This is a genomic window from Pseudomonas sp. FP1762 (assembly GCF_030687105.1).
GTDB classification, from domain to species: domain Bacteria; phylum Pseudomonadota; class Gammaproteobacteria; order Pseudomonadales; family Pseudomonadaceae; genus Aquipseudomonas; species Aquipseudomonas siliginis.
Map to the genome: position 1 here is coordinate 4678473 of NZ_CP117458.1, position 22914 is coordinate 4701386.

Genomic DNA, 22914 nt, shown 5'->3' on the forward strand with positions numbered 1-22914 from the left:
CGAAGCAGGATGTTCGCCATGATTCGTATGCCTCTGGCTACCGCCAGTCTGCTGGCCATCGCTATTTCCCTCGCCGGTTGCGGCGAAGGCAAGGACAAAGAAAAAGCCTCCGAAATGACTCCGGCTTCCAGCAGCGCTGCTCCAGCCCCTGCCGCTGCACCGGCTCCTGCTGCCGGTAAAGTTGACGATGCTGCCGCCAAGGCTGTGGTCGCGCACTATGCCGACATGGTCTTCGCCGTTTACAGCGATGCCGAATCCACTGCGAAAACCCTGCAAACTGCGGTCGACGCGTTCCTCGCCAAGCCGAATGCCGACACCCTCAAAGCCGCCAAGGCTGCCTGGGTCGCCGCGCGCGTGCCGTACCTGCAGAGCGAAGTGTTCCGCTTCGGCAACACCATCATTGACGATTGGGAAGGTCAGGTTAACGCCTGGCCGCTGGACGAAGGCCTGATCGACTACGTCGACAAATCCTACGAGCACGCACTGGGTAACCCGGGCGCCAGCGCCAATATCATTGCCAACACCGAAGTGCAGGTCGGCGAAGACAAAGTCGACGTGAAAGAAATCACCCCGGAAAAACTCGCCAGCCTCAACGAGCTGGGCGGTTCCGAAGCCAACGTCGCCACCGGCTACCACGCGATCGAATTCCTGCTCTGGGGCCAGGATCTGAACGGCACCGGCCCTGGCGCTGGCAACCGTCCGGCCTCGGACTACCTGGAAGGCGCCGGTGCCACCGGTGGTCACAACGAGCGTCGTCGCGCCTACCTGAAAGCCGTGACCCAACTGCTGGTCAGCGATCTGGAAGAAATGGTCGCCAACTGGAAGCCGAACGTGGCCGACAACTACCGCGCCACGCTGGAAGCCGAGCCAGGCGAAACCGGCATGCGCAAAATGCTCTTCGGCATGGGCAGCCTGTCCCTGGGTGAACTGGCGGGCGAGCGCATGAAGGTTTCCCTGGAAGCCAACTCCCCTGAAGACGAGCAGGATTGCTTCAGCGACAACACCCACTACTCGCACTTCTACGACGCCAAAGGCGTGCGTAACGTTTACCTGGGCGAGTACACCCGTGTTGACGGCACCAAGATGACCGGCGCCAGCCTGTCGTCGCTGGTGGCCAAGGCCGATCCGGCTGCCGACACCGCGCTGAAAGCCGATCTGGCCGCGACCGAAGCGAAGATCCAGGTCATGGTCGATCACGCCAACAAGGGTGAGCACTACGACCAGTTGATCGCTGCCGGCAACACCGCTGGCAACCAGGTCGTTCGCGACGCCATCGCCGCGCTGGTCAAGCAGACCGGCTCGATCGAAGCCGCTGCGGGCAAACTGGGCATCAGCGACCTGAACCCGGACAGCGCCGATCACGAATTCTGATCGCAGCGTCCGCGTCAAAAAGAGGCGACCTTCGGGTCGCCTTTTTCATTATTGGCACACCACTATCCCTGTGGGAGCGAGCCTGCTCGCGAAGGCTTTATCCGGCGCAGCATTTTCAGCGCGTCGGGCATCGCTTTCGCGAGCAGGCTCGCTCCCACAGTGTTGGCATGCGCTTCAAAGCTTGCGCGATATCAAGCAAACGATAATTCCTCTTATTCAAACTCCCCCGCCCTGTTAGACTTTGCGCCTTCATTTTTGCCCGTCCGCAGGATGTCTGATGCCCTCGCTGCCTCTTCGCTTGTCCGCACTGTTGCTGGCCCTGGGCCTGAGTGCCTGCGATGACGCCCCGCGTTTCACCAAGGCCGAGCCGGGGGAAGCGCGTTCGGGCGGTGCGGCGACTGTGCGCAAGAGCGATCAGAACGCCTTCTCCCTGCCATCGGCCAACTTGCCGCCCTCGCGGCGGGTGGACTTCAGTGTCGGCAACAGTTTCTTTCGCAGCCCGTGGGTGATCGCGCCGTCGACCACCACGGCCCGCGATGGCCTCGGCCCGTTGTTCAATACCAACGCCTGCCAGAATTGCCACATCAAGGACGGTCGCGGGCATCCGCCGGCACCTGACGCATCCAATGCGGTGTCGATGCTGGTGCGCCTGTCGATTCCCGACGCGCCGCAATACGCCAAAGTCATCCAACAGCTCGGCGTGGTGCCGGAGCCGGTATATGGCGGGCAGTTCCAGGATATGGCCGTGCCCGGCGTTCCCCCGGAAGGCAAGGTGCGGGTGGACTACACGCCGGTGCCCGTACGCTTCAAGGACGGCACTGAAGTCGAGCTGCGCAAACCGACCTTGCAGATCACTCAACTCGGTTACGGGCCGATGCACCCGGACACGCGTTTTTCCGCGCGGGTGGCGCCGCCGATGATTGGTCTGGGCCTGCTCGAAGCGATCCCTGAAGAGGCGATCCTCGCCAACGCCGCCGCCCAGGCGAAAGAGAGCAACGGCATCAATGGCCGACCCAACCAGGTCTGGGATGACCAGTTGCAGAAAACCGTCATCGGCCGGTTCGGCTGGAAAGCCGGGCAACCGAATCTCAATCAACAGAATGTTCACGCGTTCTCCGGTGACATGGGCCTGACCACCAGCCTGCGGCCGTTCGACGATTGCACCGAGGCGCAGACTGCCTGCAAACAGGCGCCGAACGGCAATGGCCCGGACGGTGAACCGGAGGTGAGCGACAACATTCTGCGGCTGGTGCTGTTCTACAGCCGCAATCTCGCAGTGCCGGCGCGCCGTGGCGTCAACGATCCACAGGTGCTGGCCGGCAAGAATCTGTTTTTCCAGGCCGGTTGCCAGTCGTGCCACACGCCGAAATACACCACGGCCGCCGATGCCGCCGAACCGGAATTGGCCAATCAGGTGATTCGTCCATACAGCGACTTGCTGCTGCATGACATGGGCGAAGGCCTGGCGGACAACCGCACGGAATTCAAGGCCTCCGGCCGCGACTGGCGCACGCCGCCGTTGTGGGGGATTGGTCTGACGCAAGCGGTCAGCGGTCACACCCAGTTTTTGCATGACGGTCGCGCACGCAACCTGCTCGAAGCGGTGCTCTGGCATGGCGGCGAGGCGACGGCGGCGCAGCAACAGGTTTTGTCTTTCAATGCCGAGCAGCGCGCTGCGTTGCTGGCGTTTCTGAACTCACTTTAAATACTGAAAAAGCATCGGGAGCCCGACATGTTCCGTCCCAAGTTACTGTTCACCAGCCTTGCCGCGCTCGCCCTCGGCGCCTGCTCGCCGCAGGACCCGCAAGCGGTCACTTCGGCGGCGATCGCCAAATCGGTGATCCTGCCGACCTACACTCGCTGGGTCGAAGCCGACCGGCAACTGGCGGTCAGCGCCCTCGCCTACTGCCAGGGCAAAGAGACCCTGGAAACCGCCCGTGCCGACTTCCTTCACGCGCAGAAAGCCTGGGCCGAGTTGCAACCGCTGCTGATCGGCCCGCTGGCCGAGGGCAATCGTTCGTGGCAAGTGCAGTTCTGGCCGGACAAGAAAAACCTGGTTGGCCGTCAGGTCGAGCAACTGGTCGTCGCCCAGCCGCAGATCGATGCCGCCGCACTGGCCAAATCCAGCGTCGTGGTGCAGGGCCTGTCGGCTTACGAATACATCCTCTTCGACGCCAAGCCTGACGTCGCCAACGACGCGCAAAAAGCCAAATACTGCCCGCTGCTGATCGCCATCGGCGAACGCCAGAAGCAACTGGCGGAAGAAATCCTGCAGGGCTGGAACAACACCGACGGCATGCTCGCGCAGATGAGCAAGTTCCCTAACCAGCGCTACGCCGACTCCCACGAAGCGATCGCCGATCTGCTGCGCGTACAAGTGACGGCACTGGATACCCTGAAGAAAAAACTCGGCACGCCGATGGGCCGGCAAAGCAAAGGCGTGCCGCAGCCATTCCAGGCGGATGCGTGGCGCAGCCAGTCGTCGCTGTCGGCGTTGGAAGCCAGCCTTGCCGCAGCCAAAACCGTCTGGGAAGGCGTCGACAACAAAGGCCTGCGCGGTCTGCTGCCGGCCGAGCAGAAACCGTTGGCGGACAAGATCGATGCCGCTTATGCCGCTTCGCTGAAGCTGTTCGACAGCACCCAGCGTTCGCTCGGCGAAATGCTCGAAGACGACGCCGGGCGCCAGCAACTCAACGATATCTACGACAGCCTCAACGTCGTCCATCGCCTGCATGAAGGCGAGCTGGCCAAGGCGCTGGGCATCCAACTGGGCTTCAACGCCAACGACGGTGACTGATGAGGGCGAGTGCCATGCTGCGACGTCAGGTTCTGACTTTAGGTAGTGCACTGCTGGGAGCAGTGACGCTGGGCGGCTGGACGCTGTTCAAACGCAAGGATCAGAGCCCGCTGTTGCTGTCGGCGCGCGACGATACTGACGGCAAGCATTACGCCGTCGGCTATCGGCTCGACGGTACGCGGGTGTTCGCCACCCACGTCGGCCAGCGTTGTCACGACATCATCAATCATCCGACGCAGCCGCTGGCGCTGTTCGTCGCGCGGCGTCCGGGAACCGAGAGTTACCTGATCGACCTGCGCGACGGCAAGCTGCTGCAGACCGTGACCTCGCAGCCGGACCGGCACTTCTACGGCCACGCCGTGGTGCACAAGGACGGCGAATACCTGTACGCCACCGAAAACGATACGACCGATCCTGGTCGCGGTTTGCTCGGTGTGTATAAGTTCGAAGGCGAGCGGCTGGTGCACACGGGCGAGATTTCCACCCATGGCCTCGGCCCGCATCAGGTGTCGTGGATGCCCGACGGCGAGACGCTGGTAGTGGCCAACGGCGGGATTCGCACCGAGGCGGAAAGCCGCGTCGACATGAACCTTAACGCCATGGAACCGAGCCTGGTGCTGATGCAGCGCGACGGCACGTTGCTGAGCAAGGAAACCCTCGCCCAGCAGATGAACAGCGTCCGCCACCTGGGCATCGCCAGTGACGGCACCATCGTCGCCGGTCAGCAATTCATGGGGCCGTCCCACGAGCGTTCGGAGCTGTTGGCGATCAAGCGACCGGGACAAGCGTTCGTGGCGTTCCCGGTGGCCGAGCAGCAGTTGCAGGCGATGGGGCACTACACCGCCAGCGTCGCGGTGCACAGCGATCTGCGTCTGGTCGCGTTGACGGCGCCGCGCGGCAATCGTTTCTTTATCTGGGATCTGGACAGCGGCGAACTGCGCCTCGATGCGCCTTTGCCTGATTGTGCTGGCGTCGGTGCGGTAAAGGATGGCTTTGTCGTGACCTCGGGGCAGGGCCGTTGCCGTTACTACGATTGCCGCCAGGAACAACTGCTGGCCAAGCCGCTGGAATTGCCGGCGGGGCTCTGGGACAACCATCTTCATCTGATGGCCTGATACCCCCCATTTTTGAGACGGCCCCCCATCCTGTGGCGAGGGGATTTATCCCCGTTGGGTGGCGCAGCCGCCCTTAAAACTGCAATTGCGGTATGACTGAAGGATTCAGGGGGCCGCTTCGCAGCCCAACGGGGATAAATCCCCTCGCCACAGGGTTCATATCCGGCCTTCACGTAATAACTGCCAGTTGGAATCCCCACCTGACTCGGAGTAATGTGCCCGCCTGTCTCATGATTTATCCAAGGAAATGGAAATATGCTGCGTCGCCGCATGCTGATCATGTTGGGTGTTGTTTTGCTGATCGTCCTGGTACTGGGCGGATACAAAGCCTTTTCGATCTACACGATGATCCAGGGCTTTTCCAAGCCCAAGCCGCCGATCAGCGTCGCCGTGGCCACTGCCGGCGAACAGCCGTGGCAGATGCGCCTGCCCACCGTCGGCACGCTCAAGGCCCTGCAAGGTGTCGACTTGAGTCTGGAAGTCGCCGGCACCGTCACTGAACTCAAATTCGAATCCGGGCAGAAGGTCAAGGCCGGCCAACCGCTGCTGCAACTCGACAGCGCCGTCGAATCCGCCCTGCTGGAAACTGCCCGCGCCGACCTCGGCCTGGCGCAACTGGACTTCGGCCGTGGCGCGCAACTGGTCGACAGCCGCGCGATCTCCAAAGGCGAGTACGACCGCCTCTCCGCCGTGCTGCAAAAGAACAAGGCCACGGTCAATCAGCTCAACGCATCGCTGGCGAAAAAGCGCATCCTCGCGCCGTTCAGCGGCACTATCGGCATCCGTCAGGTCGACGTCGGCGACTACCTCGCCAGTGGCACCAAAATCGCCACGTTGCAGGACTTGAGCAGCCTCTACGCCGACTTCTACGTGCCCGAGCAATCGGTGCCGAAACTCGCTATCGGCCAGCCCGTACAGTTCACCGTGGCGGCTTATCCGGGGCAGAACTTCGTCGGCAAGATCAGCGCGATCAATCCGATCGTCGAAAGCACCACGCGCAACATCCTCGTCCGCGCCACCCTGGCCAACCCCGACGGCAAGCTGCTGCCGGGGATGTTCGCCAGCCTTGAAGTGCTGCTGCCAAATCCGCAGAAGCACATCGTCGTGCCGGAAAGCGCGATCACCTACACCCTGTACGGCAACTCGGTTTATGTGGTCGGGCAGAAGAAGGCCGAGGACGGCAGCGTCGCCAAGGATGACAACGGCCAACCGCTGCTGATTGCCGAGCGGCGCTTCGTCGAGACCGGCGAACGCCGCGATGGCCTGGTGATGATCAACAAGGGCGTGCAGAGCGGCGAACAAGTGGTGACGGCTGGCCAGATCAAACTGGACAACGGTGCCCCTATCGCAATCAGCGACGACAAGACCCTCGGCGAGCAGAACAGTCCGCCTCGCGCCGACTGATCAAGGAATCCCCATGGCTTTTACCGATCCGTTCATCCGCCGCCCGGTGCTCGCCACCGTGGTCAGCCTGCTGATTGTGCTGCTGGGCTTTCAGGCCTGGAGCAAGCTGCCGCTGCGCCAGTACCCGCAAATGGAAAACGCCCTGATCACGGTGACCACCGCTTATCCCGGGGCCAACGCCGAAACCATTCAGGGCTACATCACCCAGCCGATGCAACAGAGCCTGGCCAGCGCCGAAGGCATCGATTACATGACTTCGGTGAGCCGGCAGAACTTCTCGGTGATTTCGATCTACGCGCGCATCGGTGCCAACACCGACCGCTTGTTCACCGAACTGCTGGCCAAGGCCAACGAGGTGAAGAACAAGCTGCCGCAGGACGCCGAAGACCCGGTGCTGAGCAAGGAGTCCGCCGATGCCTCGGCGCTGATGTACATCAGTTTCTTCAGCGAGGACCTGAGCAACCCGCAGATCACCGATTACCTGTCGCGGGTCATCCAGCCGAAACTGGCGACGCTGCCGGGCATGGCCGAAGCGGAAATTCTCGGCAACCAGGTGTTCGCCATGCGCCTGTGGCTCGACCCGGTGAAACTCGCCGGCTTCGGCCTCAGCGCCGCCGACGTGACTGCGGCGGTGCGCCAGTACAACTTCCTCTCCGCCGCCGGCGAAGTGAAAGGCGAGTACACCGTCACCAGCATCAACGCCAACACCGAGCTGAAATCCGCCGAGGCCTTTTCGGCGATTCCGCTCAAGGTCGATGGCGACAGCCGCGTGTTGCTGCGTGATGTCGCGCGGGTGGAAATGGGCGCGGAAAACTACGATTCGATCAGCTCGTTCGGCGGCACGCCGTCGGTGTATATCGGCATCAAGGCCACTCCCGGCGCCAACCCGCTGGACGTGATCAAGGAAGTGCGCAAGCTGATGCCCGAGCTGGAAGCGCAGCTGCCGCCGAATCTGAAAAGCGAGATCGCCTACGACGCCACGCTGTTCATTCAGGCCTCGATCGATGAGGTGGTGAAGACCTTGTTCGAAGCGGTACTGATCGTCATCGTCGTGGTGTTCCTGTTCCTCGGCGCGTTGCGCTCGGTGGTGATCCCGGTGGTGACCATTCCGCTGTCGATGATCGGCGTGATGTTCTTCATGCAGATGATGGGTTACTCGATGAACCTGCTGACGCTGCTGGCGATGGTGCTGGCCATCGGTCTGGTGGTGGACGACGCGATCGTCGTGGTGGAAAACATCCACCGGCACATCGAGGAAGGCAAGACGCCGTTCGATGCAGCCCTGGAAGGCGCCCGGGAAATTGCGATGCCGGTGGTGTCGATGACCATCACCCTGGCGGCGGTGTATGCGCCGATCGGTTTCCTCACCGGGCTGACCGGAGCGCTGTTCAAGGAGTTCGCCCTGACCCTGGCCGGTGCGGTGGTGATCTCCGGCGTCGTCGCCCTGACGCTGTCGCCGATGATGTGCGCGTTTCTGCTGCGCCACGAAGAGAATCCCAGCGGCCTGGCCCATCGTCTCGACCGAGTCTTTGAAGGCCTCAAGCGCCGTTATCAAAGCATGCTGCATGGCACGCTGAATACTCGGCCGGTGGTGCTGGTGTTTGCGGTGATCGTGCTGTGCCTGATTCCGGTGTTTCTCAAGTTCACCAAGTCGGAACTGGCCCCCGACGAGGACCAGGGCATCATTTTCATGATGGCCAGCGCGCCGCAGCCGACCAACCTCGACTACCTGAGCACCTACACCGACGAATTCATCACCATCTTCAAGGAGTTTCCCGAGTACTACTCCTCGTTCCAGATCAACGGCTATAGCGGCGTGCAGGCCGGTATCGGCGGCTTCCTGCTCAAGCCATGGAATGAGCGTAGCCGCACGCAGATGGAAATCCTCCCCGAGGTGCAGAGCAAACTGGAGAGCATTCCCGGCCTGCAGATCTTCGGTTTCAACCTGCCCTCCCTGCCCGGCACCGGTGAAGGCCTGCCCTTCGAATTCGTGATCAACACCGCCAATGACTACGAGCTGCTGCTGCAAGTCGCCGAGCGCATCGAGAAACGCGCCATGGAGTCGGGCAAGTTCGCCTTCGTCGACCTCGATCTGGCGTTCGACAAGCCGGAAGTAGTGGTCGATATCGACCGCGACAAGGCTGCGCAGATGGGCGTGTCGATGCTCGACCTCGGCAGCACGCTGGCGACCTTGCTCGGCGAGGCGGAGATCAACCGCTTCACCATCGACGGGCGCAGCTACAAGGTCATCGCCCAGGTCGAACGGGCCTACCGCGACAACCCGGACTGGCTGAACAATTACTACGTGAAAAACACCCAGGGCGAATTGCTGCCGCTGTCGACCTTGATCAAGGTCAGCGACCGCGCACGGCCGCGCCAGCTCAATCAGTTCCAGCAGCTCAACGCGGCGAAGATTTCCGGTTTCCCGCTGGTGAGCATGGGCGAAGCCATCGATACCGTGCTGCAGATTGCCCGCGAAGAAGCACCGGCCGGGTTTGCCTTCGATTACGGTGGTGCCTCGCGCCAGTACGTGCAGGAAGGCAGCGCATTGTGGGTCACATTCGCTCTGGCGCTGGCGATCATCTTTCTGGTGCTGGCCGCACAGTTCGAAAGCTTCCGCGATCCGTTGGTGATTCTGATCACCGTACCGCTGTCGATCTGCGGCGCGCTGATTCCGCTGTTCCTCGGCTGGTCGAGCATGAACATCTACACCCAGGTCGGGCTGGTGACGCTGATCGGCCTGATCAGCAAGCACGGCATCCTGATCGTCGAATTCGCCAACCAGTTGCGCAAGGACAAGGGCCTGAGCGCCCGTGAAGCGGTGGAGGAAGCAGCGGCGATTCGCTTGCGCCCGGTGCTGATGACGACGGCGGCAATGGTGTTCGGCATGGTGCCGCTGATTCTGGCCACCGGGGCGGGCGCCGTGAGCCGCTTTGATATCGGCATGGTGATTGCCACGGGGATGTCGATTGGCACGCTGTTTACGCTGTTCGTGCTGCCGTGTGTTTATACCTTCCTTGCTAAGCCAGATGCCAGATAAGCACATTTCCCTGTGGGAGCGAGCCTGCTCGCGAATGCGGTATTTCAGTTGCATTGATGTCGACTGACACACCTTCGCGAGCAGGCTCGCTCCCACAGAGGACGATATGTATCTTGAAAGTTGTGGAATAAAAAAGGCCTCGCAATTGCGAGGCCTTTTATTTGGGCTTGAATCGTTTCAACTGGCTGGCCTCATCCCTTGAGACAGTCCGAACATGAACAACAGCAGATCATGATCGGGCTGGGTTGCCACAGAGGCTTTCGCCACCCGTGGAACCGAACAATGAGCGTCGTTCCCGGACGCCCCTATGACCTGCATGCGCGGCTGCTCCCAGGCAGCCACCGCCAGTGAAGCAACTGCCAAGGCCCCGATCAGGAACAAACCTCGTGCAATTTCGAGTTTCATCGCTATAAACCTTTGATAGCGCTGCCAAACGCCGTCTCATAAAAGTAGACGAGTTTCTTCCAGTCGGCATCGCGGAACGACGAATGGCGACGCAGTTGCTTCATGTCATGCTGCGCGGCGCGATAGGGGGTCAGACGCTGGCGGCACTTCTCCAGATCGATCAACGCCACTTCAACCTTCGCCGCTTCGCCCTCGCCGGTGACCCGAACGAAAACGTGCTTGATGTAAATGCAGCTGTGCTGCCAGCGGCCCTTGTGCATGCGCGCCAAGTTTTCGGCGAGGTCCTTGAGGACTTTCTCGTAAACCACGTCGCCACACTGATCGCGACCACCGGCAGCGGCCAGCCAGTGTTCCAGTTCCTGGAAACCATCGAGCGATTTGGTGACAAGCAGCGCGCGCCATTTGTACTGCGGATCCGGCTGGGCGCCGCAAAAGACGATCTGCGGTACGCGCACGCCGAGTTTGCTAACGCCAGTCAGGGCGTCGAGTTCACGCAATACGGTCGGGCGACCGAAGGGGTGCAACCAACTGCGATAGATGTGCCCGGTCTGGCGCTTGGCGTACAAAAGCTGCCCGTCACGGTCGACGATGCGCTGCACCCCGCTTTCGCCACCACGGCGCACATTGGGCTCTTCAACCCATTCGCCGCGCTGGTTCCAGTAATAATCGAAACGATCCTGGGGAGCGACATCCGCTTCAACCGCTGCTTGCACTGCCATCCTCTACCTCTTGCGTAATACGTAAACTCGCCACATCGCATAGAGCGGTATGAAGTCCAGTTGTTCCTGAATGCGGAAACCCGCCTGTTCAAATTCTTTCTCGATCGTCGCCGCCGGAATCAGAAACCGATTCTGGTAATCATGACTTGGCCGATCCCGCTCGGCACGCTTGCGCTTCCAGGCCTTGAAATTGCCGTCGACCCACAACGAAACAATCACGCTGTCGCGGGTCACCCGCTCGAACTCGCGCAGGATCACCCGACGGTGCTCGGCCTCGCCGATGTGGTGCAACAGACGCATGCAAAAGATGCTGTCGACCGAGTTATCCGGCAGAGCGATATCGAATGCCGAGGTGTGCAGCGGTTGTACACGCTTGACCACCTCGGCCGGTTGTCCCTGCATCGCGGTCTTGATCATCGATTCGGAATTGTCCGCGCCGATGATCACCCGGTTGGGCTTCTCCGCGAGCATTGGCCAGAAACGCCCGGCACCGCAGGGCAGATCCAGCACCAGCCCGGGATCTCCCGCCAGCGCCAAGGCCTTGCGACCGACTTGCTCATCGCGCAAGTGCGACAGGCGGCGACCGAGGCTTTGCTGGTGCTTGCGCAGATATCGTTGTGCGTGTTGGTCGTCGTACTTTTCGGAAAAATCGAGCTTGATCGGGCCGGCCATCATCTGGACTCCTGTTCTGATGACGCCACCTTAAACAGCGGCGTGTCAGCGTCAGGTCATCCAATTGTGAAAAATCTGTCAGGTAAATCCGTAAATTATTACAACGTTATACAGGATTCAGACAGGTGTACGGGAGTAGCCTCGAGCCACTATTTGCTGGCATTCACGCCAAGATCTACCTCGAATCGGCAGCCATTGGGGTCCATCGTGCTCAAGCTGACCGTCCAGCCCTGGTTTTCGCAGATACGCTGCACCAGCGACAAACCCAGGCCCAGGCCTTCGCCACGCTTCTCGCTGCCGCGCACAAAGGGCTCGAACATCGCCTCGCGTTTTTCCTCGGGAATGCCCACGCCCGAATCCTCAACGACGAAACCGTTGGCGGTGAGCGTCAGGCGAATGAAGCCCTGTTCGGTGTAATGCAGTGCGTTACGCAAAAGGTTACCCATCACCGCGTTCAGCAAGGTCGCGTTGTAGCGAGTATCCGCTGGTGTGCCCGGCTCGAATATCAGTGTCAGCCCCTTGCGCTCGATCGGCTCACGCCACAGGCACAGCAGGCTCTCGGCCACTTGTGTGAGGTTCTGCTGGGGCGCCGCTGCGGCCTCTTCGTTCTGCGTGCGCGCCAGCATCAGGAAGGTCTGTACCAGTTCGCGCATCTCCTCGCTGGCCCGGGCAATGCGCTCGACCTGGGCACGACCGCGCTGATCGATTCCGGGGTTTTCCAGCAGCAGTTCGCAGGAACTGGCCAGGACCATCAGCGGCGTGCGCAATTCATGGCTGACGTCGCTGGTGAACAGACGCTCGCGGGTCAGTGCCTGACGCAAGCGCCCCAGGGTGGCATCGAACGCCACCGCCAGTTCACCGACTTCATCCGCCGCGTAGTCCGGCGCCAAGGGTGGCGCCAGCCCGAGCAGCTGGTCGCGATGACGGACCTGCCGCGCCAGGCGCACCACCGGCGCCATCACCTTGCGCGCGAGCACCCAGCCAAGAAACACCGCCAGCGCCAGACTGAGCACGAAGCCCACCAGCACCACCGCAAACAGCACGCGCTCGCGCTCTTCGAAATCGCTCTGGTCCTGCAGCAAGACATAACGCCGACCATCCACCACTTCGACCATGGCGTGATAGGACAGCTGCTCGCGAAAGACCTCATGGAAACCGGCATCGAGGTGACGCAGATCCTTGGGCAGGTCAAAATCCCCCGGCCCGCCACTGAAGTAGAACAACTGATCCGGCTCGGGCCGATGGCTCCAGTCGGAGACATTGTCCATCAGCAGCAAACGTTGCAGGTCGCCGCCCAGCCCTGCGGAAATCAGTTTCTCTTCCACCAGGTGCACCGTCGCAACGATGCCCATGGCGAAAGCGCCGGCGACCAGTGCGCTCATCAGCGCAAAGGCGATGATGATCCGCTGGGAAAGACTCTGCTTAAACTCCATCTCGCCCCTCGGCCAAGCGATAACCGACACCGTGCACGGTGTGCAGCAGTGGCTTGGCGAATGGCTTGTCGATCACCTGGCGCAATTGGTGGACATGGCTGCGCAGGCTGTCGCTGTCCGGGCAGTCATCGCCCCACAGCGCTTCTTCAAGAATCTCCCGACGCAGCACGTGCGGGCTCTTCTGCATCAACACCGCGAGCAGCTTGAGGCCGACCGGGTTGAGCTTGAGCAGCTTGCCTTCGCGGGTCACTTCCAGGGTGTCGAGGTCGTAGCTCAGGTCACCGACCTGCAACGCCCGGCGACCGCCGCCCTGAGCACGGCGCATGACCGCTTCGACGCGGGCCGCTAGCTCAGACAGCGCAAACGGTTTGATCAGGTAATCGTCGGCGCCGGACTTGAAGCCTTGCAGCCGGTCGTCGAGTTGATCGCGGGCGGTGAGCATGATCACCGGCGTGTCACGCCGGGCGTCTTCGCGCAGGCGTTTGCACAAGGTGTAGCCGTCGATGCCAGGCAGCATGATGTCAAGCACGATCAGATCGTAATGCTCGGTCGCCGCCAGATGCAGACCGGACAAGCCGTCTTGTGCGCAATCGACGGTATAGCCCTTGAGGCCCAGGTAATCGGCCAGATTGGCCAGGATGTCACGGTTGTCTTCGACCAGCAGAATTCGCATGGACATCTCCTCCGAACGGGGTAACGGCCGTCTTGGCCCGCGCAGCTTACGGCCAAGAGCGGCTGAGGGCTAGGGGCGTTTTTCGATAAACCTGCGCTGCGCGCTGCGACGTTTTTTTCACTTTCGGTTAACAAATCGCCGACGCCAGCGCGCGCAGACTCCGCGCGATTACGCTCTCTCCTCCGTTCATCGACCAAGGAACCTGCCATGGTGTCGACCTCTGCCCTTCCCGCTTCAAGACCGCTGAACTGGTGGTTGTGTCTGGGCATTCCCGCAGCGGCGGCGATCATTCTGCTGTTGCTCGAACTGACCGATCTGGACATGGTTCTGGCGCAAATGTTCTACGACCCGGTCGCGGGGGATTTCATCGGGCGGCACAGCTATGTGCTTGAAGACATCCTGCATGACCGGGCAAAACAGCTGGTGATCGGCTTCTCGGTGTTTGCCATTCTGGGTTTCATCGGCGCGTTTTTTATTTCGAGGCTGAAACCGTTCAAGCGCGAACTGGGCTGCCTGGTGCTGTCGCTGGGGCTGGCGACTTCATTTGTCACTCCGGTCAAAGCCGTCACCGCTGTGCAGTGCCCATGGAGCCTGGAGCAATTCGGCGGCCACGAGACCTACAGCAAACTCATGGAACATCGCCCCGCCACGGACAAGCCGGGACGTTGCTGGCCGGGTGGCCATGCGGCGACCGGGTTCACCCTGTTTGCACTGTTCTTCGTGCTGCGCGACCGCCGCCCGCGACTGGCGCGGCAGGCGTTTGTGTTCGCCTTTGCACTGGGCTCGGTGTTCTCGATCAGCCGCATGATGCAGGGCGCGCACTTCTTCTCGCACAACGTGTGGACGGCGATTTTCTGCTGGCTGATTTGCCTGGGGGCTTATTACTGGGTGCTGTATCGCCCGGCTGGCAAGACTTCGACGGCGATGAACACACAGCCGATCAATGCCTGAAATAAAGCACCTGTGGGAGCGAGCCTGCTCGCGAATTGTCGGCTCAACTGGATTGCATGTCGGATGACAGACCGCTTTCGCGAGCAGGCTCGCTCCCACAGGGGCTACCAGTGAGCTTCGAAATCCGGGTAATAAAAAACCCCGCTGACTTTCGCCAGCGGGGTTTTGCATTACAGGGCCAGGGCTGGCTTACATCATGCCGCCCATGCCACCCATGCCGCCCATGTCTGGCATACCGCCGCCAGCTGCACCTTCTTTCTTCGGTGCGTCGGCAACCGCTGCTTCGGTGGTCAGGATCAGACCGCCGATCGAGGCTGCAGCTTGCAGAGCCGAACGGGTTACCTTGGTTGGGTCCAGGATGCCCATTTCGATCATGTCGCCGTATTCGCCGGAAGCAGCGTTGTAACCGAAGTTACCTTTGCCGTTCTTCACTTCGTTGACGACTACGCTTGGCTCGTCACCGGAGTTGGCAGCGATCTGACGCAGCGGCGCTTCAACAGCGCGACGCAGCACAGCGATACCGACGTTCTGGTCAGCGTTGTCGCCGGTCAGCTCGGTCAGTGCTTCCAGAGCACGGATCAGCGCCACGCCACCGCCAGGTACCACGCCTTCTTCAACGGCTGCGCGGGTTGCGTGCAGGGCGTCTTCAACGCGGGCTTTCTTCTCTTTCATTTCAACTTCGGAACCAGCGCCAACCTTGATCACTGCAACGCCGCCGGACAGCTTGGCCAGACGCTCTTGCAGTTTTTCACGGTCGTAGTCCGAGGATGTTTCGGCAACCTGGGCGCGGATCTGGGCGATACGGCCTTCGATGTCTGCCTGCACGCCAGCACCGTCAACGATGATGGTGTTTTCCTTGGACAGGGTTACGCGCTTGGCGTTACCCAGGTGCTCCAGGGTGGTGCTTTCCAGGCTCAGACCGATCTCTTCGGAGATAACGGTACCGCCGGTCAGAACAGCGATGTCCTGCAGCATGGCCTTGCGACGGTCGCCGAAGCCCGGTGCCTTGACGGCAGCGACTTTGACGATGCCACGCATGTTGTTCACAACCAGAGTCGCCAGGGCTTCGCCTTCAACGTCTTCGGCCACGATCAGCAATGGACGGCCGGCTTTGGCAACGGCTTCCAGCACTGGCAGCATTTCGCGGATGTTCGAGATCTTCTTGTCGACCAGCAGGATCAGCGGGCCGTCGAGCTCGGCAACCATGGTGTCCGGCTTGTTGACGAAGTATGGCGACAGGTAGCCACGGTCGAACTGCATGCCTTCTACAACCGACAGTTCGTTTTCCAGGCCCGAGCCTTCTTCGACGGTGATCACGCCTTCTTTACCGACTTTTTCCATGGCTTCGGCAATGATGTCGCCGATGGAGTTGTCGGAGTTGGCCGAGATGGTGCCGACCTGAGCGATGGCTTTGAAGTCAGCGCATGGCTTGGACAGGGCTTTGAGCTCTTTGACAATGGCGATGGTCGCCTTGTCGATGCCGCGCTTCAGGTCCATCGGGTTCATGCCGGCAGCGACGGCTTTCAGGCCTTCGTTGACGATCGACTGAGCCAGAACGGTAGCGGTGGTAGTACCGTCACCAGCGTCATCGTTGGCACGGGAGGCAACGTCTTTGACCAGCTGCGCGCCCATGTTTTCGAAGCGGTCATCCAGTTCGATTTCTTTGGCGACGGAAACGCCGTCCTTGGTGATGGTCGGAGCGCCGAAGCTCTTCTCGATAACCACGTTACGGCCTTTCGGGCCCAGGGTCGCTTTTACCGCGTCAGCCAGAACGTTGACGCCTTTGAGCATCTTGGTGCGGGCGGCATCGCCGAACTTAACTTCTTTAGCAGCCATGATCGATATTCCTTAAATACTTTGTAGTAACGGGAAAATGAACGGGAGTATCAGCCTTCGATAACCGCGAGAATTTCGTTCTCGCTCATTACCAGCAGGTCTTCGCCATCGACTTTCACAGTGTTGCTGCCGGAGTAAGGACCGAACACAACCTTGTCGCCTTCCTTCACGGACAGTGCACGCACTTCACCGTTTTCCAGAGCTTTGCCCGGGCCTACAGCGAGAATCACACCGTGGTTGGCTTTTTCAGCAGCCGAACCTGGCAGGACGATACCGCCAGCGGTTTTCTTTTCTTCTTCGCTGCGACGGATGACGACGCGGTCATGCAGAGGACGAAGCTTCATTGTCGATCTCTCCTAATTGTGGTTTTCATCGGCCGGTGTAGTCCCGGCGGGTTTAACGAATCCGGCCTGCGCCGGTTGCGGTCCGTCGAGCGAACCGCGCAAGTCTGTCCGGTTTGAATACCGGAAACCTTTCGGTGACCGATACATAGGGGCGTACAAGCCGATTACAAGGGCTGGCGGAAAAAATTTTTCATCGCCACCCAGTAAAAAAGCGCCATAAACGAGCACGGCACCCGAGGGTGCCGTGTCGATGCTGATATCACTTGTTGTCGCGGTGTTCGAACTCGCCTTCGATCACATTCGGCTCTCGACCGAGCGGCTCGCGCGGGGCCGGGCCGCCACGGGGTTGCAGGTCGTCGGCGAAGGCGCGCTGACGCATGGCCTGATCTTCGGCGCGCTGGCGCATCTTGTTCGCCAGCAGACGACGGGTGACCGGCAACAGCATCACCAGACCGACGACGTCACTGATGAAGCCGGGAATGATCAACAGGCCACCGGCCAGTGCCAGCATCAGGCCTTCGAGCATGGTCTGCGCGGGCAACTCGCCGCGATTCAGGCTTTCCCGGGCACGCAATGCGGTGGCCAGACCGGCGACGCGCAGCACGAACACACCGAACATCGAGCCGAGAATGATCAGCAGCAGGGCCGGGAAGAACCCGATAGAGCCTGCCACTTTGACGAATACGAACAGCTCCAGCACTGGAAACAGCAGAAAGAGCAACAGAAAAGGGCGCATCAAAGTTTCCTCAACGCAAGAAATGCCTTGCAGTAAGCCCTAGATGACGTCGCCCTTGCGTGAATTCAAGCTTAACTTTGCGCTTTTTTCGGCCAGGACTGGGCGTGAGCCAGAGAAACCAAGGCCTCGCGCACTTGTGTCGGCGTATTACATGGCGCCGCGAAGGGCAACCAGTAGACGGCCTGACCGATGCGCAGGTGCATGCCCTCGCTGTCGATGCCGGCCAGTTGCGCCGGCACACTGTTCGGCAGCCCGGCCAGCTCGACGTAATGGGCGATGGCCTTGGCATGATCGCTGTTCATGTGCTCGACCATGCTGATTTCAGCCTTGCCGGCGAACGGGTTGGCCAAGGTCAGATCGTCGATCCAGTGGATCGCACCAAAGCCGCCGATGTAGCGATGGCGCACCGGATCGAGCACCCAGAAGTCGAAGTCGTGGGCCTGGTGATAATTCTGCGAGTCGGGGAAATAGCGGTAGTAGCGTTCGGCGGCAGCCTCAATCGCTGCCGGTTCTGCGAGCTTCTGCGCTTCGGCCAGATAAGTCAGCCGCCCGACCGCCTGCACATCGTCGGCCTCGCGCTCGCCCACCAGCATCGAACACTTCGGATCTTTCTGCAGGTTATGCGTGTGCTGGGCGATGCGGCTGATCAGGATCAGCGGCCGGCCCTGCTCGTCCAGGCAATACGGCACAACCGAGCCAAAGGGAAAACCCGGCATCGATTTGGAGTGGGTCGACAGCACTCCTCGGTATTCCTTGAGAAGCAATTCTCGGGCATTCTTCGCCACTTCAGCGCTCAATTTGTGACTCCTTAATTAGGTTCCGTCTAGAAAACGGACAGGCGCGCAGCGAAAAGTAACCGGCGCGCATCGGGCAAATGTTCGTGTGCTACCAGGCCTGACCGGTGCCGATCGAGCGTTGCCGACAACAAAAACAACTCAGACCTGCCAGCGGGACATGCGAATGCAACTCAACGACAAAGTAATCATTATCACCGGCGGTTGCCAGGGTTTGGGCCGTTCCATGGCCGAGTATTTCGCCGGCAAGGGCGCGAAGCTGGCCCTGGTCGATCTGAATCAGGAAAAACTCGACGCCGCCGTGGCCGCCTGCAAAGCCAAAGGTGTCGAAGCGCGCAGCTACCTGTGCAACGTCGCCAATGAAGAACAGGTCGAGCACATGGTCGCGCAAGTGGCCGCAGACTTCGGCGCCATCCACGGCCTGATCAACAACGCCGGGATTCTGCGCGATGGTCTGCTGTTGAAGGTCAAGGACGGCGAGATGACCAAGATGAGCCTGGCGCAGTGGCAGGCGGTGATCGACGTCAACCTGACCGGCGTGTTTCTCTGCACCCGTGAAGTCGCAGCGAAGATGGTCGAGCTGAAGAACAGCGGCGCGATCATCAATATTTCGTCGATCTCCCGCGCAGGCAATGTCGGCCAGACCAACTATTCCGCAGCCAAGGCCGGCGTCGCAGCGGCGACCGTGACCTGGGCGAAGGAGCTGGCGCGTTACGGCATTCGCGTCGCGGGCATCGCACCGGGCTTCATCGAAACCGAAATGACTTTGGGCATGAAACCGGAAGCGCTGGAGAAGATGACGTCGGGGATTCCGCTCAAGCGCATGGGCAAGCCCGAAGAGATCGCCCATTCGGCGGCGTATATCTTCGAGAACGACTACTACACCGGGCGGATTCTGGAGATGGATGGCGGGTTGCGTATCTAAGTCCCATTACACAAGCCAATGTGGGAGCGAGCCTGCTCGCGAAGGCGTCGTATCAGGCAACTGATGAGTTGGATGACACACCGCTTTCGCGAGCAGGCTCGCTCCCACAGGTTTTTCAGCGCTGCCGATGGATCAATCGTCGCTGATGGTGATGTTCGGCATCGCCGGTGTCGCCGCTTCCTGCAACACGATCCGCGCGCCGACGTGGCGGGCCAGTTCCTGATAGACCATGGCGATCTGGCTGTCCGGCTCGGCGATTACGGTTGGCTTGCCGCCATCGGCCTGTTCGCGGATCAGCATCGACAGCGGCAGCGAGGCCAGCAATTCGACGCCGTACTGGGTCGCCAGTTTCTCGCCACCACCTTCACCGAACAGATGCTCGGCATGCCCGCAGTTCGAGCAGATGTGCACCGCCATGTTTTCCACCACGCCCAGCACCGGAATGTTGACCTTGCGGAACATTTCCACGCCTTTGCGTGCGTCGAGCAGTGCCAGATCCTGCGGCGTGGTGACGATCACCGCACCCGCCACCGGGACTTTCTGCGCCAGGGTCAGCTGAATGTCGCCGGTGCCTGGCGGCATGTCGATGACCAGATAATCCAGATCGCCCCACGCGGTTTGCGTAACCAACTGCAGCAGCGCCCCGGAAACCATCGGCCCGCGCCAGACCATCGGCGTGTTGTCGTCGGTCAGGAAGGCCATCGACATGACTTCCACGCCGTGGGCCTTGAGCGGCACAAACCACTTCTGATCCTTGACCTCAGGACGGGTGCGCTCGGGAATGCCGAACATGATGCCCTGGCTCGGGCCGTAGATATCGGCGTCGAGGATGCCGACCTTGGCACCTTCCCGGGCCAGCGCCAGCGCGAGGTTGGCAGCCGTAGTGGATTTGCCCACGCCGCCCTTGCCGGAAGCGACGGCGACGACGTTCTTGACGTTGGCCAGCCCGGGAATCTGTGCCTGGGCCTTGTGCGCGGCGATCACGCTGGTGACCTCGACGCGAGCGATGACCACGCCGTCGAGGTTTTCGATGGCCAGTTGCAGCAATTGCGCCCAACCGCTCTTGAACAGTCCGGCGGCGTAGCCGATTTCCAGCTGCACATTGACGCGGTCACCGATGATCTCGATGTTTTTCACGCAACCGGCGCTGACCGGGTCCTGGTTGAGGTAAGGGTCGGTGTATTGGCTGAGGACGGCTTCCACCGCTGCGCGAGTGACGGCGCTCATGGGCAACTCCGATAACAAGACTGGAAAGAATGGCGGCTATCGTACGCTGGACACCGATTTGAGGCGAACAGATTACTTGCGCTGAAAAGCCACCGTGGTGAGGGGATTTATCCCCGTTGGGCTGCGCAGCACTCGTAAAGCCATTGCACTCGGACTGTCTGATGCATCGAAGTTTGTGGTTTTGGGGCGGCTTCGCCACCCAGCGGGGATAAATCCCCTCGCCACAAGAACACTCAAAGTACCCAGTGGCGCAGGGGTGAAAAATATGCGCCGGCGCTTTATAGTGGCCGACCTCCGTTTCATCAAGTAGCGAAGCCCCATGTCCGAGCCACGCAAGATCCTCGTCACCAGCGCCCTGCCCTACGCCAATGGTTCGATTCACCTTGGCCACATGCTGGAATACATCCAGACCGATATGTGGGTGCGCTTCCAGAAGCATCGCGGCAACCAATGCATTTATGTCTGCGCCGACGACGCCCACGGTTCGGCGATCATGCTGCGCGCAGAAAAGGAAGGCATCACCCCGGAACAACTGATCGCCAACGTGCAGGCTGAACACAGCGCCGACTTTGCCGACTTCCTTGTCGATTTCGACAATTTCCACTCCACTCACGCCGAAGAAAACCGTGAGCTGTCGAGCCAGATCTACCTCAAGCTGCGCGACGCCGGGCACATCGCCCAGCGCTCGATCACCCAGTATTTCGACCCGGAAAAGAAAATGTTCCTGGCCGACCGCTTCATCAAGGGCACCTGCCCGAAATGCGGCACCGAAGACCAGTACGGCGACAACTGCGAAAAATGCGGCGCGACCTACGCACCGACCGACCTGAAGGATCCGAAGTCGGCGATCTCCGGCGCCACCCCGGTGCTCAAGGATTCCCAGCACTTCTTCTTCAAACTGCCAGACTTCCAGCAAATGCTGCAGACCTGGACCCGCAGCGGCACCCTGCAGGACGCCGTGGCCAACAAGATCGCCGAATGGCTGGACGCCGGCCTGCAGCAGTGGGACATCTCGCGCGATGCGCCGTACTTCGGCTTCGAGATTCCGGGCGAGCCGGGCAAGTATTTCTACGTCTGGCTGGATGCGCCGATCGGTTACATGGCCAGCTTCAAGAACCTCTGCAACCGTACGCCGGAGCTGGACTTCGACGCGTTCTGGGGCAAGGACTCGACCGCCGAGCTGTATCACTTCATCGGCAAGGACATCGTCAATTTCCACGCGCTGTTCTGGCCAGCCATGCTCGAAGGCGCCGGCTACCGCAAGCCGACCGGCATCAACGTGCACGGCTACCTGACCGTCAACGGCCAGAAAATGTCCAAGTCGCGCGGCACCTTCATCAAGGCCCGCACTTATCTGGATCATCTGTCGCCGGAATACCTGCGCTACTACTACGCGGCCAAGCTTGGCCGTGGCGTCGACGACCTCGACCTGAACCTCGAAGACTTCGTGCAGAAGGTCAACTCCGACCTGGTCGGCAAAGTGGTCAACATCGCCAGCCGTTGCGCCGGGTTTATCCACAAGGGCAACGGCGGCCTGCTGGTCGGCAACAATGCCGCGCCGGAGCTGACCGAGGCTTTCCTCGCCGCCGCGCCGAGCATTGCCGACGCCTACGAGGCCCGCGACTTCGCCCGCGCCATGCGTGAAACCATGGCCCTGGCTGACCGTGCCAATGCGTGGATCGCCGACAAGGCGCCGTGGTCGCTGAACAAGCAGGAAGGCAAGCAGGATGAAGTCCAGGCGATCTGCGCCACCGGCATCAACCTGTTCCGCCAGTTGGTGATCTTCCTCAAACCGGTACTGCCGCTGCTGGCCGCAGATGCCGAGGCGTTCCTCAACGTTGCGCCGCTGACCTGGAATGACCACACCACCCTGCTGGCCAATCACCAGCTCAACGAATTCAAGCCGTTGATGACCCGCATCGACCCGGTAAAAGTGCAAGCCATGACCGACGCCTCCAAGGAAGACCTGACCGCCAGCCAGACCGACACTGGCGCAGCCGCCCCTGCGGGCAACGGCGAACTGGCCAAGGATCCGCTGTCGCCGGAAATCGATTTCGATGCCTTTGCCGCCATCGATTTGCGCGTCGCTTTGATCGTCAAGGCCGAACACGTCGAAGGCGCGGACAAGCTGCTGCGTCTGACCCTCGACATCGGTGACGAGCAACGCAACGTGTTCTCCGGGATCAAGAGCGCGTATCCGGATCCGTCCAAGCTCGACGGTCGCCTGACCATGATGATCGCCAACCTCAAGCCACGGAAAATGAAGTTCGGTATTTCCGAAGGCATGGTGATGGCAGCCGGCCCCGGCGGTGAAGAGATCTACCTGCTGAGCCCGGACAGCGGCGCCAAGCCAGGTCAGCGCATCAAGTAAGACGTTGCCGCAAAACGATCCCACCGACGTGCTCTGCATGCCGGTGGGATTTTTCATATCTGGCCCGATAGTGCCTACCCTTAAGAGACACCCGCCCGTTT

The 22914-nt window shown here is 60.9% G+C and carries 19 protein-coding genes; 9 read left to right on the forward strand and 10 right to left on the reverse strand.

What is annotated here, in order from left to right; translation table 11 throughout:
- The first annotated feature begins 18 nt into the window (after window positions 1-18).
- The 6 genes from PSH90_RS20745 (at window position 19) to PSH90_RS20770 (ending at window position 9727) form a co-directional block, all read left to right on the forward strand.
- The gene (locus PSH90_RS20745) at window positions 19-1371 is read left to right on the forward strand and encodes an imelysin family protein (protein WP_252868195.1); all 1353 of its coding nucleotides are present in this window, start codon (window positions 19-21) and stop codon (window positions 1369-1371) included.
- A 277-nt stretch (window positions 1372-1648) separates the two neighbouring features.
- On the forward strand, window positions 1649-3076 hold the full coding sequence (locus PSH90_RS20750) for a di-heme oxidoredictase family protein (RefSeq protein ID WP_305381449.1): 1428 nt from the start codon (window positions 1649-1651) through the stop codon (window positions 3074-3076).
- A gap of 27 nt (window positions 3077-3103) precedes the next feature.
- On the forward strand, window positions 3104-4168 hold the full coding sequence (locus PSH90_RS20755; RefSeq protein ID WP_252876822.1) for an imelysin family protein: 1065 nt from the start codon (window positions 3104-3106) through the stop codon (window positions 4166-4168).
- A 14-nt stretch (window positions 4169-4182) separates the two neighbouring features.
- A complete protein-coding gene (locus tag PSH90_RS20760; RefSeq protein WP_305381451.1) occupies window positions 4183-5283 on the forward strand; it encodes a DUF1513 domain-containing protein in 1101 nt (366 codons plus the stop codon).
- Between the two features lie 255 nt (window positions 5284-5538).
- A complete protein-coding gene (locus PSH90_RS20765) occupies window positions 5539-6687 on the forward strand; it encodes an efflux RND transporter periplasmic adaptor subunit (RefSeq protein ID WP_305381452.1) in 1149 nt (382 codons plus the stop codon).
- Window positions 6688-6700: 13 nt separating this feature from the next.
- Window positions 6701-9727, forward strand: a complete 3027-nt coding sequence (locus PSH90_RS20770) for a multidrug efflux RND transporter permease subunit (protein WP_305381454.1) — start codon at window positions 6701-6703, stop codon at window positions 9725-9727.
- A gap of 177 nt (window positions 9728-9904) precedes the next feature.
- Here PSH90_RS20770 and PSH90_RS20775 read toward each other — a convergent pair whose 3' ends face one another.
- From PSH90_RS20775 to colR, 5 genes are all read right to left on the reverse strand, one after another.
- The gene (locus PSH90_RS20775; RefSeq protein ID WP_041479852.1) at window positions 9905-10132 is read right to left on the reverse strand and encodes a hypothetical protein; all 228 of its coding nucleotides are present in this window, start codon (window positions 10130-10132) and stop codon (window positions 9905-9907) included.
- Window positions 10133-10134: 2 nt separating this feature from the next.
- Window positions 10135-10851, reverse strand: coding sequence for a lipopolysaccharide kinase InaA family protein (locus tag PSH90_RS20780; RefSeq protein WP_041479853.1), 717 nt, complete (start codon window positions 10849-10851; stop codon window positions 10135-10137).
- A 3-nt stretch (window positions 10852-10854) separates the two neighbouring features.
- Window positions 10855-11523: a class I SAM-dependent methyltransferase gene (locus PSH90_RS20785; RefSeq protein WP_041480029.1), complete on the reverse strand. Its 669-nt coding sequence runs from the start codon at window positions 11521-11523 to the stop codon at window positions 10855-10857.
- 149 nt (window positions 11524-11672) lie between these two features.
- Entirely contained in the window at window positions 11673-12956 is a 1284-nt protein-coding gene (locus tag PSH90_RS20790) for a HAMP domain-containing sensor histidine kinase (protein WP_041479854.1), read from the reverse strand.
- On the reverse strand, window positions 12946-13629 hold the full coding sequence (colR, locus tag PSH90_RS20795) for a two-component system response regulator ColR (RefSeq protein WP_041479855.1): 684 nt from the start codon (window positions 13627-13629) through the stop codon (window positions 12946-12948). Before colR ends, PSH90_RS20790 begins: the two co-directional genes overlap by 11 nt.
- Before the next feature lie 207 nt (window positions 13630-13836).
- On the opposite strand from colR, the gene PSH90_RS20800 reads away from it, so the two are divergent.
- Window positions 13837-14580, forward strand: coding sequence for a phosphatase PAP2 family protein (locus PSH90_RS20800; RefSeq protein ID WP_236168285.1), 744 nt, complete (start codon window positions 13837-13839; stop codon window positions 14578-14580).
- A gap of 189 nt (window positions 14581-14769) precedes the next feature.
- On the opposite strand, the gene groL is transcribed toward PSH90_RS20800, so the two are convergent.
- From groL to PSH90_RS20820, 4 genes are all read right to left on the reverse strand, one after another.
- Complete coding sequence (gene groL / locus PSH90_RS20805) at window positions 14770-16416, reverse strand: chaperonin GroEL (protein ID WP_016773419.1); 1647 nt, start codon at window positions 16414-16416, stop codon at window positions 14770-14772.
- A 50-nt stretch (window positions 16417-16466) separates the two neighbouring features.
- Window positions 16467-16760: a co-chaperone GroES gene (locus PSH90_RS20810; RefSeq protein WP_007916610.1), complete on the reverse strand. Its 294-nt coding sequence runs from the start codon at window positions 16758-16760 to the stop codon at window positions 16467-16469.
- Between the two features lie 259 nt (window positions 16761-17019).
- Window positions 17020-17496 carry an FxsA family protein gene (locus PSH90_RS20815; RefSeq protein ID WP_016773418.1) on the reverse strand — a complete coding sequence of 159 codons (477 nt, stop codon included), beginning with the start codon at window positions 17494-17496 and terminating at the stop codon, window positions 17020-17022.
- A 71-nt stretch (window positions 17497-17567) separates the two neighbouring features.
- The gene (locus PSH90_RS20820; protein ID WP_122880719.1) at window positions 17568-18293 is read right to left on the reverse strand and encodes a HugZ family protein; all 726 of its coding nucleotides are present in this window, start codon (window positions 18291-18293) and stop codon (window positions 17568-17570) included.
- Between the two features lie 163 nt (window positions 18294-18456).
- Here PSH90_RS20820 and PSH90_RS20825 point away from each other — a divergent pair, with 163 nt between their 5' ends.
- Window positions 18457-19215: an SDR family oxidoreductase gene (locus PSH90_RS20825; RefSeq protein ID WP_095181795.1), complete on the forward strand. Its 759-nt coding sequence runs from the start codon at window positions 18457-18459 to the stop codon at window positions 19213-19215.
- Between the two features lie 132 nt (window positions 19216-19347).
- Here PSH90_RS20825 and apbC read toward each other — a convergent pair whose 3' ends face one another.
- Window positions 19348-20442 carry an iron-sulfur cluster carrier protein ApbC gene (gene apbC / locus PSH90_RS20830; protein WP_024014150.1) on the reverse strand — a complete coding sequence of 365 codons (1095 nt, stop codon included), beginning with the start codon at window positions 20440-20442 and terminating at the stop codon, window positions 19348-19350.
- A 319-nt stretch (window positions 20443-20761) separates the two neighbouring features.
- Here apbC and metG point away from each other — a divergent pair, with 319 nt between their 5' ends.
- Entirely contained in the window at window positions 20762-22813 is a 2052-nt protein-coding gene (metG, locus tag PSH90_RS20835) for a methionine--tRNA ligase (protein WP_252868203.1), read from the forward strand.
- The last annotated feature ends 101 nt before the right edge of the window (window positions 22814-22914 follow it).